16 protein-coding genes and 1 pseudogene are annotated in these 18,732 nt (G+C 67.9%); 10 read left to right on the plus strand and 7 right to left on the minus strand.

What is annotated here, in order from left to right; genetic code table 11:
* The first annotated feature begins 2 nt into the window (after positions 1-2).
* On the plus strand, positions 3-887 hold the full coding sequence (locus ASD43_RS16040) for a TatD family hydrolase (RefSeq protein WP_056420785.1): 885 nt from the start codon (positions 3-5) through the stop codon (positions 885-887).
* Here the strand turns inward: ASD43_RS16040 and ASD43_RS16045 are convergent.
* Positions 869-2,166, minus strand: a pseudogene (locus tag ASD43_RS16045) (MFS transporter). The gene ASD43_RS16040 and the pseudogene ASD43_RS16045 sit on opposite strands and share 19 nt — an antisense overlap.
* A gap of 54 nt (positions 2,167-2,220) precedes the next feature.
* Here ASD43_RS16045 and rsmA point away from each other — a divergent pair.
* The 7 genes from rsmA to ASD43_RS16080 all read left to right on the plus strand — a co-directional run bounded on the left by rsmA (position 2,221) and on the right by ASD43_RS16080 (position 10,459).
* Positions 2,221-3,090 (plus strand): 16S rRNA (adenine(1518)-N(6)/adenine(1519)-N(6))-dimethyltransferase RsmA, encoded by an 870-nt coding sequence (gene rsmA / locus ASD43_RS16050; RefSeq protein ID WP_056420787.1) that lies wholly within the window; start codon positions 2,221-2,223, stop codon positions 3,088-3,090.
* Positions 3,091-3,099: 9 nt separating this feature from the next.
* Positions 3,100-4,167: an aldo/keto reductase gene (locus ASD43_RS16055; protein WP_056420789.1), complete on the plus strand. Its 1,068-nt coding sequence runs from the start codon at positions 3,100-3,102 to the stop codon at positions 4,165-4,167.
* Between the two features lie 13 nt (positions 4,168-4,180).
* Entirely contained in the window at positions 4,181-5,113 is a 933-nt protein-coding gene (locus ASD43_RS16060) for a 4-(cytidine 5'-diphospho)-2-C-methyl-D-erythritol kinase (protein WP_056420791.1), read from the plus strand.
* A 121-nt stretch (positions 5,114-5,234) separates the two neighbouring features.
* Positions 5,235-6,248, plus strand: coding sequence for a LacI family DNA-binding transcriptional regulator (locus ASD43_RS16065; protein ID WP_045253557.1), 1,014 nt, complete (start codon positions 5,235-5,237; stop codon positions 6,246-6,248).
* Positions 6,249-6,403: 155 nt separating this feature from the next.
* On the plus strand, positions 6,404-7,924 hold the full coding sequence (mmsA, locus tag ASD43_RS16070; protein WP_056421176.1) for a multiple monosaccharide ABC transporter ATP-binding protein: 1,521 nt from the start codon (positions 6,404-6,406) through the stop codon (positions 7,922-7,924).
* Complete coding sequence (gene mmsB, locus ASD43_RS16075) at positions 7,921-9,276, plus strand: multiple monosaccharide ABC transporter permease (RefSeq protein WP_056420794.1); 1,356 nt, start codon at positions 7,921-7,923, stop codon at positions 9,274-9,276. Before mmsA ends, mmsB begins: the two co-directional genes overlap by 4 nt.
* A 61-nt stretch (positions 9,277-9,337) precedes the next feature.
* Positions 9,338-10,459: a substrate-binding domain-containing protein gene (locus tag ASD43_RS16080; RefSeq protein ID WP_056420798.1), complete on the plus strand. Its 1,122-nt coding sequence runs from the start codon at positions 9,338-9,340 to the stop codon at positions 10,457-10,459.
* Between the two features lie 115 nt (positions 10,460-10,574).
* On the opposite strand, the gene ASD43_RS16085 is transcribed toward ASD43_RS16080, so the two are convergent.
* From ASD43_RS16085 to ASD43_RS16105, 5 genes are all read right to left on the minus strand, one after another.
* On the minus strand, positions 10,575-11,345 hold the full coding sequence (locus ASD43_RS16085) for a hypothetical protein (protein WP_235564203.1): 771 nt from the start codon (positions 11,343-11,345) through the stop codon (positions 10,575-10,577).
* A complete protein-coding gene (locus tag ASD43_RS16090; protein WP_056420801.1) occupies positions 11,342-11,896 on the minus strand; it encodes a hypothetical protein in 555 nt (184 codons plus the stop codon). The genes ASD43_RS16085 and ASD43_RS16090 overlap by 4 nt, the downstream gene beginning before the upstream one ends.
* 142 nt (positions 11,897-12,038) lie before the next feature.
* Positions 12,039-12,605 (minus strand): hypothetical protein, encoded by a 567-nt coding sequence (locus ASD43_RS16095; protein ID WP_157551072.1) that lies wholly within the window; start codon positions 12,603-12,605, stop codon positions 12,039-12,041.
* Between the two features lie 266 nt (positions 12,606-12,871).
* The gene (locus ASD43_RS16100; protein WP_157551074.1) at positions 12,872-13,450 is read right to left on the minus strand and encodes a hypothetical protein; all 579 of its coding nucleotides are present in this window, start codon (positions 13,448-13,450) and stop codon (positions 12,872-12,874) included.
* A gap of 179 nt (positions 13,451-13,629) precedes the next feature.
* On the minus strand, positions 13,630-15,015 hold the full coding sequence (locus ASD43_RS16105; protein ID WP_056420807.1) for an HNH endonuclease signature motif containing protein: 1,386 nt from the start codon (positions 15,013-15,015) through the stop codon (positions 13,630-13,632).
* A 103-nt stretch (positions 15,016-15,118) separates the two neighbouring features.
* Here ASD43_RS16105 and ASD43_RS16110 point away from each other — a divergent pair, with 103 nt between their 5' ends.
* Positions 15,119-15,832: an alpha/beta fold hydrolase gene (locus ASD43_RS16110; RefSeq protein WP_056420811.1), complete on the plus strand. Its 714-nt coding sequence runs from the start codon at positions 15,119-15,121 to the stop codon at positions 15,830-15,832.
* Between the two features lie 41 nt (positions 15,833-15,873).
* Here ASD43_RS16110 and ASD43_RS16115 read toward each other — a convergent pair whose 3' ends face one another.
* Positions 15,874-16,800 (minus strand): spermidine synthase, encoded by a 927-nt coding sequence (locus tag ASD43_RS16115; protein ID WP_157551078.1) that lies wholly within the window; start codon positions 16,798-16,800, stop codon positions 15,874-15,876.
* 87 nt (positions 16,801-16,887) lie between these two features.
* On the opposite strand from ASD43_RS16115, the gene ASD43_RS16120 reads away from it, so the two are divergent.
* Positions 16,888-18,699 carry an ABC-F family ATP-binding cassette domain-containing protein gene (locus ASD43_RS16120; protein WP_056420817.1) on the plus strand — a complete coding sequence of 604 codons (1,812 nt, stop codon included), beginning with the start codon at positions 16,888-16,890 and terminating at the stop codon, positions 18,697-18,699.
* The last annotated feature ends 33 nt before the right edge of the window (positions 18,700-18,732 follow it).

Raw genomic sequence — 18,732 nt, forward strand, 5'->3', positions numbered from 1 at the left:
CCATGACCTACGTGCAGCAGCGAGACGGCGACGGGCGTAAGGACCTCCGGTATCCGGCGGCGCCCGAGCCGCTCGCCGTGCCCGTGTACGACAACCACGCGCACCTCGAGATCCTCGACGGCGACCAGCCGCTGTCGCTGACCGAGCAGCTCGATCGGGCCGAAGCGGTCGGCATCGCCGGTGTGGTGCAGGCCTCGGGCGACATCGAGTCGTCGCGGTGGGCGGTCGAGGCCGCGGCATCCGACCCTCGCGTGCTCGCGGCGGTGGCGATCCATCCGAACGACGCGCCCGCCTATGCCGAGGCCGGGCGCCTCGGCGGGGTCGGCCTCGACGAGGCGATCGCGGTGATCGACGAGCTCGCAGCCCACCCGCGCACGCGGGCGATCGGCGAGACCGGGCTCGACTTCTTCCGCACGGAGCCCGAGCGCAGGGGAGCGCAGTTCGAGTCGTTCGAGGCCCACATCTCGCTCGCGAAGACGCACGGCATCGCGATGCAGATCCACGACCGGGATGCCCATGACGCCGTGCTCGAGACCTTGCGTCGCGTCGGCGCACCGGAGCGGACGGTGTTCCACTGCTTCTCGGGCGACGACGCGATGGCGCGGGTCTGCGCGGATGCCGGGTACCACCTGTCGTTCGCGGGGAACGTCACGTTCAAGAACGCGCAGAACCTGCGGGACGCACTGAAGGTGACGCCGCTCGATCGCATCCTCGTCGAGACCGACGCGCCGTTCCTCACGCCGACGCCGCTGCGCGGCCGACCGAACGCGCCGTATCTGGTGCCGATCACCGTGCGCTTCATGGCGGCGGAACTCGGCATCGAGGTCGACGAGCTGTCTGCACAGATCGCCGAGAACACGCTGAGGGTCTACGGCTCGTTCGTCTGAGTCTCGTTCAGCGACTGATCGACCGGTGCTGCGCTGACGATCTGCGAGATCGGCTTCCAGACCAGCAGAAGAGTGAGTGCGGCGCCGACGAACGCGAACCACCAGGGGGCGGTGAGCCCCCACACCTGTGCGATCACGCCGCCCAGCGCCTGCCCGATCACCATGCCGCCGAACACCCCGACCATGTTGACCGATGCGACCTGCCCTGCAGCTCGGCCGGCACCAGGCGCTGACGCACGGTGGTCGAGATCGTGCCCCAGACGAAGGCGTAGGCCCCGAAGACGAACATGATCGCGAGCGCGACCCACCCTGTGGAGGTGAGGGCGAACGCGAGGTGCATCAGCACCTCCAGCGACAGCACGACCCGCATGAGCGTCGCGAACGACACATGCCGCTCCAGCCATCCGAAGCAGAGCGTGGCGAGGATCCCGCCCACGGCGGAGGCCGTGGTGAGGGCGCCGTACCCGATCGCGCCCATGTGCAGGTGCTCGGTGGCGTAGAGCACGAGCACGCCCCACGGCGCCGCCCAGGTGACGTTGAAGACGAGGATGATCAGCACCAGCATCCGCACCGGAGGGTTCTTCCACAGCCAGCGCAGGCCCTCGCCGATGTCGGTGTGCACGTGCGATCTCTCGCCCGCGCCCTCGCCCTCGCCCTCGCCCTCCCCGGCGGAGCGCGGAGGTACGGGCGTCGCCGCCATGCGCGAGATGAGGACGACCGCGAGGAGCACGCAGAGGATCTCGAGCAGGAAGGGCCAGGCCGTGCCCGCGGCGAACAGGAACGCGCCCAGCGGAGGCCCCGCGAACTGGTTCGCGACGAGGTATCCGGCCTGCAGTCGGGCATTGCCGATACCGAGGTCCGACGGTGCCACGAGCATCGGCAGCAGCGTGCTCCCCGCCGTGTCGACGAACACCTCGGCGGTGCCGTACAGGAAGGCGACCGCGAGCACGATCCAGATGTTCGCCGTGCCGGTCAGCAGGAAGGTGCAGAGCCCTGCGAGCACCACGGCCCGCGCGGCGTTGGCGAACATCACCAGGCGTCGACGGTCGAACCGGTCGGCGATCGCCCCGGCGTGCAGGCCGAACAGCAGCCACGGCAGGAACTGCAGGATGGCGCCCGCGGCGACCAGGATCGGCGACGACGTCATCGACGCGATGAGCAGGGGAGCGGCCGCGAGGGCGACACCGTCTCCGACGTTGCTCGTCCATGATGACGCGAGCAGCCAGCGGAAATCCCTGCCCATGCGCCGGGGTGCGATCAGTTCACCGAGGGAGGGCATCACAGAAGACTACTGACGGCGGGGGACATCGAGGGAGTGGGGGAGAATGGGACGATGACAGTCACCCTGCTCGGCGCCACCGAGATCCGCCGACTCGCCGCCGAGCTCGATGTCACCCCGACCAAGAAGCTCGGACAGAACTTCGTCGTCGACGCGAACACGGTCCGCAAGATCGTGCATGCGGCGCGGGTGCAGCCGGGGGAGCGGGTCGTCGAGGTCGGCCCGGGTCTCGGATCCCTCACGCTCGCGATCCTCGAGGCCGGGGCGTCCGTGACCGCCGTCGAGATCGATCACCGGCTGGCCGCTCGACTGTCGCAGACCGTCGTCGAGCACGGCGTCCCTGCCGAGATGCTCACGGTGGTCGACGCCGACGCGCTGCGCATCATCGAGCTGCCGGGCGAGCCCACCGTGCTCGTGGCGAACCTGCCGTACAACGTCTCGGTCCCCGTGCTGCTGCACTTCCTCGAGAACTTCTCGTATCTGAAGCGCGGGGTCGTGATGGTGCAGGCCGAGGTCGCCGAGCGTCTGGCGGCGAAGCCGGGATCGAAGATCTACGGCTCACCGAGCGTCAAGGCGGCCTGGTACGGCGAATGGAAGCTCTCCGGCACCGTGTCGCGTCAGGTCTTCTGGCCCGTGCCCAACGTCGACAGCCTCCTCGTCGGATTCGACCGGTCGGAGGGCGAGCGTGGCACGGAGGACGAGCGCCGTCGCACGTTCCGGATCGTGGATGCCGCGTTCAACCAGCGGCGCAAGATGCTGCGGCAGGCGCTGTCCGGTCTGTTCGGCAGCTCGGCTGCGGCCTCCGAGGTGCTGGTCGCGGCGGGCGTGGCCCCGACCGCACGCGGCGAAGACCTCACGGTCGAGGACTATCACCGTGTTGCGCAGCAGGTCGCTCGGATCGAAGACGCCGTCGTCACCGACTAATCTGGCACCGTGACCGACTCTCCCCGCTTCCGCCCGAACATCCCCGAGCTGCACCGGCCGTATGCGGCCGACGAGAGCCGCTACCAGCAGTTCGAGTACCGCCAGGTGGGCACGTCGGGTCTGTTCCTGCCGCCCATCTCGCTCGGCCTGTGGTGGAACTTCGGCGACAACATCCCGCTCGACGACCAGCGCGCGCTGCTGCGCCATGCGTTCGACCGCGGCATCACGCACTTCGACCTCGCGAACAACTACGGCCCGCCCTACGGCTCCGCCGAGAAGAACTTCGGCAGGATCTTCGCCGAGGACTTCCGCCCCTACCGCGACGAGCTGATCATCTCGTCGAAGGCGGGCTGGGACATGTGGCCGGGTCCGTACGGCGACTTCGCGAGCCGCAAGTACATCCTGGCCAGCGCCGAGCAGTCGCTGACCCGCATGGGGCTCGACCACGTCGACATCTTCTACTCGCACCGCGCCGACCCGGTGACCCCGATCGCCGAGACGGTCGGCGCCCTCGACACGCTCGTGCGTCAGGGCAAGGCCCTGTACGTCGGGATCTCGTCGTACAGCGCCGAGCGCACGGCCGAGGCGGTCGCCGTCGCGACCGAGCTCGGCACCCCGCTCGTGATCCACCAGCCGGCCTACTCGATCCTCAACCGCTGGATCGAGGACGGGCTGACCGACACCCTCGAGCAGTCCGGGGTCGGCGCGATCGCTTTCACCCCGCTCGCGCAGGGCCTCCTCACCGACAAGTACCTCGGCGACGGCACGGCGTCGCGTGCGCAGAAGCGCGGGTCGCTTCCCGAGGCGCCGCTGTCGGATGCCGCGGTGCAGACGCTGCGCTCCCTGAACGACGTCGCGAAGGAACGCGGGCAGTCGCTCGCCCAGCTCGCGCTGCAGTGGACGCTGCGCAACCCGGTCGTCGCCTCGGCCCTCGTCGGCGCCTCGCGTCCCGAGCAGCTCGACGAGAACATCGCCGCCGTGAACGGTCCCGACTTCACCGACGCGCAGCTCGCGCGCATCGACGAGGCTGCAGGCTCCATCGACGTCGACCTGTGGGCGTCGTCCACGGAGCTGTGACGGGACGACCCTGATGAGCACCGCCGCCCCCGTCGATTCGGTCCGCGTCCGCGCACCGGGCAAGATCAACGTCTACCTCGGCGTGGGCGGCCGGCACGACGACGGCTACCACGCGCTGGCGACGGTGTTCCAGGCGGTGTCGCTCTACGAGGACGTGATCGCCCGGCACGCCGACGACTTCTCGATCACGGTGTCGGGGCTCGAGGATCCGAGCACGGTGCCGCTCGACGACCGCAATCTCGCCATGCGCGCGGCCAAGCTGCTGGCGACCGCGGCCGAGTACGACGGCGGGGTGGCGCTGGAGATCCGCAAGAGCGTGCCGGTGGCCGGAGGCATGGGCGGGGGATCGGCCGACGCGGCGGCGGCGCTGGTCGCCTGCGACGCGCTGTGGGGAACCGGCTTCTCGACCGCGCGGCTGCATGAGCTCGCCGCGCGTCTGGGGGCCGACGTGCCGTTCGCCCTGCACGGCGGCACGGCCGTCGGCACCGGTCGAGGCGACCAGCTGAATCCCGCGCTGGCCCGTGGCCGCTTCGACTGGGTGCTCGTGCAGAGCGACGAGGGGCTCTCGACGCCCGTCGTGTACGCCAGGCTCGATGCCCTGCGTGACGACGAGGGGGCCCTCGCCGACGACCCGCCGCTGTCGCTGGAGGTGCCGGCCCCCGTGCTGCAGGCGCTGCGGTCAGGGGATCCCGAGCTGCTGTCCGAGAGCATCTACAACGACCTGCAGGAGGCCGCGCTGTACGAACGGCCCGATCTCGAGAACGTCATCCTGCACGGCATCCACGCCGGTGCTCTGCAGGGGATCGTGTCGGGTTCCGGGCCGACGGTCGCTCTGCTCTGTGCCGGCCCCGAGGACGCGCACGACGTGCAGTCCGCGCTGCGCGCCCACGGTCTCGAGACCCTGCACGTGCACGGACCGGTTCCGGGCGCCCGCATCATCTCCTGACCGCGGTCTCGGCCCCGGTCCCGAGCCTGGTCCTGACCCCGGAGGCCGGAAAGGTGCGCTCGGCATGCCTTCCCGTCATAATGAGTGAGGATGTGACCGTGCACATACGAGGAGGTCTGTGATGTCGACCCCCTCTGAGCGCGCCCGGATGCCCAGCATCCGTGATGTCGCCCGCCTGGCCGGCGTCTCGCACCAGACCGTCTCGCGGGTGCTGAACGATCACCCCAGCATCCGGCCGGAGACGAAGGCCAAGGTGCTCGACGCGATCTCGGTGCTCGACTATCGCCCCAACCTCGCGGCGCGCGCGCTCGTGACGAGCAAGTCCAACATGCTGGGGATCCTGTCGGCGACGGTGGGGGAGTTCGGGCCCACCTCGTCGATCGTCGGCATCGAGGATGCCGCACGCGAGGAGGGGTACTCGGTTTCGACCCTGAACCTGTCGGCGACCACGCCCGAGGCGATCGGCAGCGCGCTGCGTCAGCTGGCTCGCGAGCAGGTCGACGGCATCGTCGTGCTCGCGCCTCAGGTACGCGCCTTCCACGTCCTGCGGGGCATGTCGGCGGACATCCCGTTCGTCTCGCTGCAGACGGCGTCCGGGTCCGACGGGGTGAGCCTGTCGGCCGATCAGGTCGCCGGCGCACGCACCGCGACGGAGCACCTCATCGGCCTCGGCCACAGCGACATCATCCACATCGCCGGTCCGCAGGACTGGATCGAGGCGGAGTCGCGCATGCGCGGGTACCTCGATGCGCTGCGCGAGGCCGATCTGCCGACCTTCCCGCCGATCCGCGGCGACTGGACCGCGGACTTCGGGTACTTCGCCGGCCAGGAGCTGTCGCGGCGACGGGATTTCACCGCCGTCTTCGTCGCCAACGACCAGATGGCGATCGGGCTCATGCACGGATTCCGGGACTCGGGCATCCGCGTCCCCGAGGACGTGAGCGTGGTCGGGTTCGACGACATCCCGGTGGCGGCGCACGTGGCGCCCACGCTCAGCACGGTGCACCAGGACTTCCCCGAGCTCGGGCGACGCGCGGTGCGCATCCTGCTCGCGCAGATCCGGGGCGAGGCCGTGCCGGAGTTCGGGCCGCTGCAGACCACGCTGCGCACGAGGGAATCCTCCGCGCCTCGGTAGAGCCACAATTTCGTCTGTGGTCTTGACACGGCTTCGGCGAGCGTAGACTATGTAATCCAATGTGAACGGTCACATAGAAGGTGACCGCCCGTCGCGAGGAAGATCTTGTGAGCACCACAGCAACGTTGCCGGTCGTGTCAGGCCCCATCCTGGAGATGCGCAGCATCACCAAGGAATTCCCGGGTGTCAAAGCGCTGTCGGATGTATCCATCACCGTCCGAGCCGGCGAGATCCATGCGATCTGCGGCGAGAACGGCGCCGGCAAGTCGACCCTGATGAAGGTCCTCTCCGGCGTGTACCCCTACGGCTCGTACGACGGGGACATCCTGTTGTACGGCGAGGAGCAGCGCTACCGCGACATCGCGGCCAGCGAAGCGGCCGGAATCGCGATCATCCACCAGGAACTGGCGCTGATCCCCGAGCTCTCCATCACCGAGAACATCTTCCTCGGCAACGAGATCCGCAGCTTCGGCCGCATCGACTGGCAGGCGCAGCGTCAGCGCACGATCGAGCTGCTGGCGCGCGTGGGCTTGAAGGAAGACCCCGACGTGCCGATCAAGACCCTCGGTGTCGGCAAGCAGCAGCTCATCGAGATCGCCAAGGCGCTCAACAAGGACGTCAAGCTGCTGATCCTCGACGAGCCGACCGCCGCGCTCAACGAGAACGACTCACAGCACCTGCTCGACCTGATCCTCGGACTGAAGTCCAAGGGGATCTCATCGATCATGATCAGCCACAAGCTCAACGAGATCGAGCAGATCGCCGACGAGATCACGATCATCCGCGACGGACGCACGGTCGAGACCCTCGACATCTCCCGCGGGGAGATCAACGAGGACCGCATCATCCGCGGCATGGTCGGCCGTTCGCTCGAGAGCCGCTACCCCGACCGCACCCCCGAGATCGGCGAGGTGTTCTTCGAGGTCAAGGACTGGTGGGTCCAGCATCCGACCGTCTCGGAGCGCATGGTCGTGAAGGGCTCGAACCTCGACGTCCGTCGTGGCGAGGTGGTCGGCATCGCCGGTCTCATGGGCGCAGGGCGCACCGAGTTCATGATGAGCCTCTTCGGCCGCTCCTACGGGACGTTCCTCGGCGGTCAGGTGTTCAAGGACGGGCAGGAGATATCGATGCCCGACGTCTCCTCGGCCATCAAGCACGGTCTCGCGTACGTCAGCGAGGACCGCAAAGTGCTCGGTCTGAACCTGCTCGACACCATCAAGCGCTCTGTCGTGGCGGCGAAGCTGTCGAAGATCTCCCGTCGCGGCGTCGTCGACGAGCGCGAGGAGTTCGCGGTCGCCGAGCGCTACCGCAAGGCGCTGCGCATCAAGGCGCCGAGCGTGGAAGAGGGCGTCGGCAAGCTGTCGGGCGGAAACCAGCAGAAGGTCGTGCTGGCGAAGTGGATGTTCACCGACCCCGACCTGCTGATCCTCGACGAGCCGACCCGCGGCATCGACGTGGGCGCCAAATACGAGATCTACGCGATCATCAACGAGCTCGCCTCCCAGGGCAAGGGCGTCATCGTCATCTCGAGCGAGCTGCCCGAACTGCTCGGCATCTCCGACCGCATCTACACCGTCTTCGAAGGTCGGGTCACCGACTGCATCCCGGCCGACCAGGCGACACCCGAGGCACTCATGCGCAGCATGACCTCCGCGAACCAGAAAGCATCCGCATGACCACCGACCTCACGACAACGAAGCGCGGCTTCCACTTCGGCGACATTCGCAAGATGTTCGGCGGCAACGGCACCTCGTCGCTGCGCCAGTTCGGCATCCTCGGCAGCCTGATCGTCATCATCGCGCTCTTCGAGATCCTCACGCTGCTGCGCAACGGTCCGAACGGTGCGACGCTGACGTCGGGCAACCTGATCAACGTCATCAACCAGTACTCGTTCATCCTGATCCTCGCGATCGGCATGGTGATGGTGATCATCATGGGACACATCGACCTGTCGGTCGGGTCGGTGGCCGCGTTCACCGGCATCGTCGTCGCGAAGGCGATGGCGGACTGGGACCTCCCCTGGCCGCTGGCGATCCTCCTCGGACTCGGCGTCGGTGCCCTCGTGGGCGCCTGGCAAGGATTCTGGGTTGCCTATGTCGGGGTACCGGCGTTCATCGTGACCCTCGCCGGCATGCTGTTCTTCCGTGGAGCGCAGCAGTGGATCGGTGACGCGCAGACGATCCCGGTGCCCAAGGGCTTCCAGGTCATCGGCACGGGATATCTTCCCGAGGTCGGCCTGCCGCTGAACTTCAACGTCCTCACCATGCTGCTCGCCCTGCTCGCCGTGGCGTGGCTGGTCTTCTGGGAGATCCGCACCCGTCGCATCCAGCACAAGATGGGCTCCGACAGTGCCCCCGTCTGGGTGAGCGTCGTCAAGGTCGTGCTGCTCTCGGTCGTCGTGCTCGCCGCTGCCTGGATGTTCGCGACCGGCCGCCCGGGCACCAGCTTCCCCGTACCGGGCCTCATCCTGCTCGCGCTCGTCATCATCTACTCGTTCGTCACGCGCAACACCGTGTTCGGCCGCCACATCTACGCCGTCGGCGGCAACCGCCAGGCCGCGCGCCTGTCGGGTGTGAAGGACCGCTGGGTCGACTTCTTCGTCATGATGAACATGTCGATGATGGCCGCACTCGCCGGCATGATCTTCGTCGCCCGTTCGCAGGCCTCCGGCCCGAACGACGGCACCGGCTGGGAGCTCGACGCGATCGCGTCGGTCTTCATCGGTGGCGCGGCGGTGGCCGGCGGCATCGGCACCGTGGTCGGCTCGATCATCGGTGGGCTGGTGATGGCCTTCCTCAACAACGGTCTCGCCCTGCTCGGTCAGGGTTCCGATGTCGTGTCCATGATCAAGGGCCTCGTGCTGCTGCTCGCGGTGGGCATCGACGTCTGGAACAAGCAGCAGGGTCGCCCGTCGCTCATCGGCTTCATGATGCGTCGCTCCGCCCGCCAGCAGGATCCGGCGACCGCGACCTTCGAACCCAACAAGACCTACCAAGCCCCACCCGTCGACAAGACGAGCGGAAAGTAAGCGGACGCACACGCGCAGTGCTCGCGCGCCGAGTCCGTCACACCACAGAGAAAGAGATCACATGAAGAAGATCATCGTCACAGCGACAGCGCTCGTCGCGACGGCTGCCTTCGCACTCACGGGTTGCTCCGCTGAGCGTGGCGGCGGAACCGACACGGGATCCGGCGACGAGGCCGCAGCGGGCTTCGAGGCAGGCTCCACGATCGGTGTCGCTCTTCCCGACAAGACCAGTGAGAACTGGGTCCTCGCGGGCAAGCTGTTCACGGACGGCCTGGAGGAGGCCGGCTTCAAGGCCGACGTCCAGTACGCTCCTGCGAGCAACACGGTCGCCGAGCAGCAGAACCAGATCCAGGCCATGGTCACCAACGGTGCCAAGGTCATCATCATCGGCGCGAAGGACGGCAAGCAGCTGGCCACGCAGGTGCAGGCCGCGAAGGATGCCGGCGCGTACGTCATCGCCTACGACCGTCTCATCGAGAACACCGAGGCCGTCGATTACTACGCCGCGTTCGACAACTTCAAGGTCGGCAACCTGCAGGGCCAGGCCCTGCTCGACGGTCTCGCCGAGCGTGCAGGTCACGAGGCTCCGTACAACGTGGAGCTCTTCTCGGGCTCGCCGGATGACGCCAACTCGGCGGTCTTCTTCGACGGTGCCATGGAGGTCCTGCAGCCGAAGATCGACGACGGCACGCTGAAGGTCGTCTCGGGTCAGACCGAGATCGCGCAGACGGCGACCGACGGCTGGCTGCCCGAGAACGCGCAGAACCGCATGGACACGATCCTGACCTCGTCGTACAGCGGCGACACGGTGCTCGACGGCGTCCTGTCGCCGAACGACACCCTTGCTCGCGCCATCATCACCTCGGTGCAGCAGGCCGGCAAGCCCGTTCCGGTCGTCACCGGACAGGACTCCGAGGTCGAGTCGGTGAAGTCGATCATGGAGGGCATCCAGTACTCCACGATCAACAAGGACACCACGCTCCTCGTCGAGCAGGCCATCAAGATGGTCGGCCAGCTCCAGAAGGGCGAAGAGGTCGACGTCAACGACACCGAGTCGTACGACAACGGCGCGAAGGTCGTTCCGGCCTACCTGCTTGACCCGGTGATCGTCACCAAGGAAAACGCTGCTGAGGCGTACGCGAACGTTCCGAGCCTGCTCGAGATCGTGAAGTCGTACCAGTAAGCGACGTCGCTCCGACGCACAGGAGAGCCGTCCGGACCTTCGGGTCCGGGCGGCTCTTCTGCGTCGTGTCGCGCGGTTCAGGACCGCGCGGAATGTTCGCGATCGCGTGCGGTGCTCAGCATCCGGCGGCCGCGGGGTGCTCGAGGCAGGTGTGGGCGACGAGAGCGGTGCGCGCTTCGAGGATGCGGATCTCCCGGGCGGGGCCGTCGGTGGTGAGCTGCCCGTCGATCGGGAACCATCCGCTCCCGAGGTCGACTTCGGCCGTGTAGCGGACATCGACGTCGGCCAGGAAGGTGCCGCGGTTCCGGTAGGTGTGGCTCGTCGGCGTGGGGGTGAACTGCGCCTGATCCAACATCGCCCATGTCTGTCCGGCGGCGTCGAGGGTGGCGGTGCTGCCGTCGCCGTAACGGTAGTCGTACGCGACGGGGGTGAACCGCACCGTGATCGGGACGCCCAGGATCGTGCCGGTGCGCGTCTGCTCCGCTGCGACCGCGATGAAGTTGGTCGGCATTCCGGCGATGCCGATGTCGCCAGGCTCGGCCGCGGTGGTGGTCGCCTGTGGCGCGAACTGCTCGAGGTCGCTGATCGTGATCGACGGGACCACCCCCACGGTGGGAAGGACGGGGGCTGTCGCGCAGTTGCCGACGCGTGAGCCCAGGGGGCTGCACAGGTCGGAGGGAGTTCGCCGACTCGGATCCGCCGGGGGATCGGCGTCGCCGCGGTCGGAGGTGGAGTCGTCAGTGCTCGTGCCCGGTCGCTCCTGTGTTCCGGTGATCGTGAGGGTGGTGCCGTCTGATCCCACAACGACGTCCGCTCCACCGACGCCGCCGTCATCATCAGTCGTAGCGAGCGGCACGACGAGGAGCGCGATCGCGAAGAGTGTCACTCGGAGTCGCACGATGCCTCCGGCTCACGGTCCGCGTGCGCGATGAGTACAGAGCCTGCATTCGCCGCGAACGTCACACGAAGAGTGTTCACGGCCGGGCGTTCGATCGGAACGACCGAGTCCCCGGCTGCGTTGACGACGTCGGACTCGGATAGGTCGATGCACACCAGTGCGACGATCTCCTCGAAGTGCGCTGTGGATGACATTCCTTTGAAGCCGATGATTCTCGTCTCTCCGACGAACTGCAACCCTGCGGCGCTCAGCTCTGAAAGGGTCTCTTTATCGGCATTTCGAAAGTCGCTCGTTGTGCGTGCGAACACCGGCTCGAAGGTCGACGGGTCGGTCAGGTCGATGGCGTTGAATGCTTCGTTGTATGCCCTGTATGCGTCCTCGGCGGCCGCGAATGCCTCCTTCTCGGTGGCGAAGACCGCTGTCGGGGTGGGCGTCGGTGCGGAGCGGGGAGTGCATCCGACCAGCGCTCCGGTCGCGACTGCCACCGTGCCCAGTGCCATGAGGATGAGGGTGCGCGCACGCGCAGGTCTGAGAATCATCCGGCCAAAGTAGCTCGTATGCCCGGCGGGCCGTCAGGGTTATCCACAGCCGCGAGGTGCAGGAATCGACGCAGGGCGCTCATCAGAACCGCCGACACCGGACGGCGTCTGCGGATGGCGTCCGTGTTGTGATCTGCGGCGTTCAGCAGCCCGCGGCGGCGGGGCGCTCGAGGCAGGTGTGGGCGACGAGAGCGGTGCGGGCGCTGAGGACGCGGATGTTCTGGGCGCGGCCACGGCTGGTGAGTTCGCCGGTGATCTGCTGCCATCCGCCGCCGAGATGGACCTCCGCCGTATAGCGGACGTCGACGGCTGCAGGATAGATCCCTGGTGCGCGATAGGTGTGGCTGGTCGGGGTGGGTGTGAACTGTGCCTGACCCAGTGCCTCCCAGGTCTGACCTGCAGCGTCGAGGGTGGCGGTGCTCCCGTCGCCGTAGGTGTAGTCGTAGCCGGCGGGCGTGAATCTCACGCGGAGCGGCATGCCGAGCAGCTCCCCGTCTCGGATGTGGACCTCGGCAGCGGCGACGAAGTTCGTGGGCAGGCCGGCGATGCCGACGTTGCCGGGCTCCGCGACGGTGCGTGTCGGCTCGGGAGCGAACTGGACGAGATCCGAGATGGTGATGGCGGGGATGCCGGGCGCCTGCGGCGCCGTCTCCGGAGCGCCGGGTGTGGGCAGTTCTCGGGCGCAGCGCGTGGTTCCCTGATCATCCATGCACTCCGCGAACCTGATCGCCTCATCACTGGGTCCCGATCGCGTGCCGGGAGAGTTCGGCGAGCCGGGTGCGGTCGGTGTGCTGGGGTCGGTCGAGCCGGTCCCGGGTCGCTCTCGCGTCCCGCTGATCGTGAGCGAAGACCCGTCGGTGGAGCCACAAACACCGAGTCGTGCAGATTCGGACGAGCAGTTGCTCATCTTGATCGGGCTTGCCCCGGCTGAGGGCAAAGCTATGAGTATGGCGACCAGTGCGACGGATGCACGAGTCAGCATGACCCGCCCTCCCCGGTCTCTTCGGCAGATATCAATAGGGTGTCCGATGTTCCCGCGAAGGTAATTCTCTGGGCGATCTTCTCGCCGCGGCCAGGCGGTGTCACGTCTTCGCCGGTCGCGGTGAGAAGAACGACGCCAGAAGCATCGACGCATACGGTGCCCGTCACGGTCCCATTGCCCTCGTCAACGTTCGTTGACTCGCCCGCGAATGTGATCAGAACCGCCGTGCCTGCGGCCCGGAGCTGGTTGGAAGCGAGCAGGCTTTGGGTTTCGATATCTCCTTCGAGTGCCGCTCCGGTCAGGTACTGCTGAGGGTCGGCCGTGACATCCCCCTGCCGACGGGCATTCAGCGCATCGTTGTACGCCCGGTAGACCTTCTCGGCGGCGGCGAAGGCATCCGCCTCGTCGGTGAAAGCGGGCGTCGGGGTGGGTGCTGGGCTCGGTCCCGGTGAGCATCCGGCGGCGGCGATGATCAAGGCTCCGGCGATCCCCGCCGCAACGATCCGACTGAGGGGGTGGGACACGGTGCAGGGGAAGGCGGCAGCGGCAGCAGGAACTCTCGAGGACGACATCGCGCCACCGTAATCAAAGACGCGCCTTCGCCGTTCCGGTTATCCACAGCCCGGCGGATTCTCGGTCGGAACGGCGAGTCTCTGTCAGAAGGCGGAGTCTCTGTCAGAAAGCGGAGTCTCTGTCAGAAAGCGGAGTCTCTGTCAGAAAGCGGAGTCTCCGTCAGAAGGGCGAGTCTCCGTCAGAACGGCGCGACGGCATCCGCCGACTCACGGAACGTCACCGTGTTCGGCGCCGGAGGCGTGTCGACATATATCCGGCCGGTCGGGCTCGTCCACTCTATGACGCCGCCCGATTTCTGCTCGACATGCCACGGTGAGTTGTGCTTGAGCACGTGATGTCGACGGCAGAACGTCGCCAGGTTCGTGTCGCAGGTCGCGCCGCCCGCGGATGCGGCGTGGTTGTGGTCGAGGTCGCACTTGCGGGCTGCGATCCCGCACCCGGGGAAGCGACATCGACCGTCGCGGGCGCGCAGGTGCCGCCGGAGATGTTCGCTCGGCCGGTATCGATCGACCACCAAGACCCGACCGTTGACAGGATGCGTCATCACTCGATCCCACCCGGTCGTGAGCCCGGCGAACCGGCGTGCAGTGTCGATGTCGATCGGGATGGCCCCGTCGAGCTCTGCAGGAGGGGAGAAGTCGCCGGGATCCGCGGTAGAGGCGCTGGATCCGGCAGCAGAGTCATCGGCGCCGGTCCCTGCGCCCGCGGCGGCATCGCCGGAGATCAGTGTCATCACGGGAACGGTGATCTCGACGCGCCCTCGGATCGAACCGAGCAGCGCGTCATGGCTGTCGTGGCCCGTGGGTGTGCCGCCGAGCACCAGATCGGCGAGCAGATCGGCGCGGATCTCGTCGACCGATCGGTCATCGGCGTCGTGCTCCTGACCCTCGCGGACGGCATCCCGCTTCGCGCGGCGGTTCTCGTCGCGCAGGGTATGCGCCATCTGCGAGAGCCGATCGAGCATTCCGTGGACCAGTGCGGCCGGAGCGTGCGCGTGCAGCGCCGCCATGCCGTCGTCTTCGTCGGTCATCCAGACTCGTCTCTGCGCCCGGGCCGTTCGATGCCGTTCGGTCACCGTCGACGGGGCGAACCGCTCTGCCATGCGGCGCGCGAGTGCGCGAAGGCGGTTGGGGGAATCGGTCTCGGCCAGCGGCAGTACGATCGCCGCGAAGGCCTCGCGTGCGCTCGACGACTCGAGGTGTGCGCCCGCGTCGACGATCACCCGGGAGTGGGCAGCGCTGATACGCCCCTTCGCCTGCGCCTCCCAGACGGTGGGGAAGAGGTCGACGAGCATGCCCGCCGCGGTCATCCGTCGTTCGATCGTCCTGTCGCTGACGTGCTGGACCGCGGCGATCTCTGCGGCGATCATCGTGACCGACTGGTCGCCGCCGTCGGGGTGCTCGCCCTGCTTCGCGATGTCGATCGCCAGCCTCCCGGCCATCGCCAACAGCCCGTCGCGAGCGGCCGTCATGCTGCTCAACGTCGACTCGGCGATCTCGAGCGTCGTCACCAGATCGGCGAGAGCCGCCATCTGGGAATCGGTCGCATCGAGCACTGCGTTCATGCCTCCATCCTACCCCGCGCACCTCCGCACATTCGAACAAAGATACGATATATGCCGGTACGATGATCAACGCCGGAGGCCCCCGCCATGGCACACTGACCGGATGCTCCTGCACGTGGACGAGTCGGGCGTCGGCCCTCGGACCGTCGTGCTCCTGCACGGCATGATGGGCTCAGGGGAGAGCTGGCACCGCGTCGTGCCACGGCTCACGGCGCGGGGGTATCGGGTGCTCGCGCTCGATCTTCCCGGCCACGGCCGGTCTGCGCGTGATCCGCACCTCACGATCGAGACCGCGGCTACATCGGTGGTCGAGACGGTGCGAAGCCGGGCGACGGACGCTCCGGTGATCGCCGTCGGCCACTCCTACGGTGCGACCGTGCTCGCACAGGCGGCCGCCTCGCTCCGCCCGGCTCTCGCCGTGTATGTCGACGCCGCGCTGTCGCTCTCCGGAGGAGCGGATCGTGCGAGCCTCGTCGATGCCTATGAGAAGGACCGCAGAGCGCGGTCGTCGCCCGAGGCGCTGCGGACCGCCCGACCGTTCTACTCCGCCGCGGATGCCGAGGTCGAGGCCCGCGCGGCGGCGCGCTTCGACCCGGAGACCATGGCGTCCGTGTCCTGCGGGGACGACCGCGAGTGGGCACCGGGCCCGGCGTCGATCCTGGTCCGTGCAGATCCGAGTGCCTGGGTCTCCGACGATGACGCGCGCAGGTTCGCTCGACAGGGCGGTGAGGTCCGGAGCATCCCCGGGGCCGCACACACCATCTGGTACAGCCACTTCGACGAGTTCACGGCCGTGCTCCCCGAACTCTTCGGGTGATCGTGCCTCCCGGTCTCCACCGCGCTCGGCGTCGCGGTGCGCTAGTCCCAGAGCGGATCGTCGGGATCGGGGGAGTCCGTGCCGTCGGCGTCGGTCATGATGCGCGCGTCACCGATCCACGACGTCAGAGGGTCGGCGTGGAGAAAATGAGATCGCGGTGCGTCGAGGAGATCGGGCGTGGTCGCGATGTCGAGCGGCTCGTCGCTCGCGAAGATGACGACGTTGCCGAGTGGCCCTTCGTCGTCTTCCGGCTCGGCGTCGAGAACGACGGCGACGTGAGCGAACACGGAGCGCAGGGTGGCCGCCTGTCGGCGTGAGTACTCGAACGGATGCCCGTCGAGCAGGTTCACTGCGACGACCCCTGTCGCCGCGGAGCGCGCGGCGACCCGGCGGTAGAACTCCTGACTGGCCACGCGATGCCGGATGACGGCGGCATCCCAGAGGTCGACGACCGTGAAGCGCGCGTCCACCCACTCGGCGGCGGCGGCGGTGCTGCCCGTCGGGGCGGCGCCGGGTCCGCGAGACGGAGGAGACGGCACCGTCGATGGCTCCTCGCCCGGAAGCCCGGCGTCTGCGACGGTCCGCGCATCGCCGAAGATGACGCGTACGTCGGAGTCGGGAGGCAGCGGCAGCGCGTCGACCACCGCCGTGTAGAGGGCGGGCTCGAACTCGACGACGATCTGGGGCGATCCGGCACGCGTCGCCTCGACGTAGCGTGCCAGCGTGAGTGCTCCGGCTCCGAGATGCACCGTGAACAGCGGCGCTCCGGGCTCAGCGGCGGCATCCATCGCGCGGGCGATGTGCCGGGTGTACGCGTACTCGAGGTCGGTGGGCTCGACCATCGAGACGACGGACTGCGGAATGCCGTCCACGCTGAGTTCGAAGCGACCGGGTCGCTTTCTCGACTGCACCAGCTTCGCCTTGCGATCGTCTAGGGAGAGCGAGAACACCCGGCGTTTCCATGGCACCCGTCGAGTTTAGGGGCAGAGCGGCCGAGAGGCGGAGGGCCGAGGGGCGGGCAGACGCCCAGCCGGGACAACTACCCTGGAGAGGACATGGCACATCTTCTCGGGGCAGAGGCCCTTCATCTCGAATATCCGACAAGGGTCGTCTTCGACTCCGTGACCCTGGGCATCGAAGAGGGTGACCGCATCGGCATCGTCGGCCGCAACGGCGACGGCAAGTCCAGCCTGCTCGGCATGCTCGCCGGCATCAAGCAGCCGAATGCCGGTCGCGTCACGGTGCGCGGAGGGACGACGATCGGCGTGCTCGATCAGGCCGACACCCTCAGCGACGACCTGACGATCGCCGAGGCCGTCGTCGGCGACACCCCCGAGTACGAGTGGGCCGGCGACGCCCGCACCCGCGACGTGATCGAAGGGCTGCTCAAGGATCTGGCCTGGGATGCCGAGATCGGCTCGCTCAGTGGAGGCCAGCGTCGACGTGTGTCGCTCGCCAAACTGCTGACCGGCGACTGGGACGTCATCGCCCTCGACGAGCCCACCAACCACCTCGACGTCGAGGCCATCACGTGGCTCGCGGGACATCTCAAGAAGCGCTGGTCCACGAACTCCGGGGCCCTCATGGTCGTGACCCACGACCGGTGGTTCCTCGACGAGATCTGCACCGAGACCTGGGAGGTGCACGACCGCATCGTCGAGCCCTTCGAGGGCGGCTACGCGGCGTACATCCTGCAGAGGGTGGAGCGCGACCGGATGGCCGCGGCGACCGAGGCCAAACGGCAGAACCTCGCCACCAAGGAGCTCGCCTGGCTGCGTCGCGGTGCGCCCGCGCGCACGGCGAAGCCGAAGTTCCGCATCGAGGCCGCCAATGAGCTCATCGCCGATGTGCCGGAGATCCGCGACAAGGTCTCGCTGCAGTCGCTCGCGGTGTCCCGTCTCGGCAAGGACGTCGTCGATCTGCTCGACGTCGGCGTGACCTACCCGACCGTCGACGGCGGCACGCGGGAGGTGCTCCGCGACGTCGAGTGGCGCATCGCGCCGGGGGAGCGCACCGGCATCCTCGGGGTGAACGGTGCGGGCAAGTCGACCCTGCTCGGACTCATCGCAGGCACCGTGGAGCCGACCAGCGGTCGGGTCAAGCAGGGAAAGACCGTGAAGGTGAAGACCCTCACGCAGCGTCTCGATGAGCTCGAAGACGTGCGGCACGAGCCGGTGCGCGTCGTCGTGTCGCGGCTGCGCACCTCGTACACGATGGGCACGGGGTCCAAGGCGCAGGAACTCACCCCCGGACAGCTGCTCGAGCGACTCGGATTCGACTCGGCGCAGCTCTCCACGCCGGTCAAAGACCTCTCGGGAGGTCAGCAGCGTCGCCTCCAATTGCTGCTCGTGCTCCTCGACCAGCCGAACGTGCTGATCCTCGACGAGCCCACCAACGATCTCGACACTGACATGCTCGCCGCCATCGAGGACCTGCTCGACTCCTGGTCGGGCACCCTGCTCGTCGTCTCGCACGACCGGTACTTCCTCGAGCGCGTCACCGACCAGCAGTTCGCGATCCTCGACGGTCACCTGCGCCACCTGCCGGGCGGCGTCGACGAGTATCTCCGGCTGCGCCTGCTGCAGACCTCTGCACCGGGCAGGTCGCAGACGGCCGTCAACACGGAGAAGAAGACGCCGAGCCTCGACGGCGCCGCGCTGCGCTCGGCACAGAAAGAGGTGTCGTCGCTGGAACGGCGCATCCAGAAGCTGACGCAGCAGGTCGACAAGGCCAAGCAGGCCCTCGCGGATCACGACCAGGCCGACTTCGCGGGCCTCGGCGAGAAGATGAAGACGATCGGCGAGCAGCAGGCCGAGATCGAGGAGCTCGAGCTCCGCTGGTTCGAGCTGAGCGAGGAGCTCGACTGATCCGACCCTCGCCATCCGGGCCCCGTGGGAATA

The sequence above is a fragment of the Microbacterium sp. Root553 genome (genome assembly GCF_001426995.1).
Classification (GTDB): Bacteria; Actinomycetota; Actinomycetes; order Actinomycetales; family Microbacteriaceae; genus Microbacterium.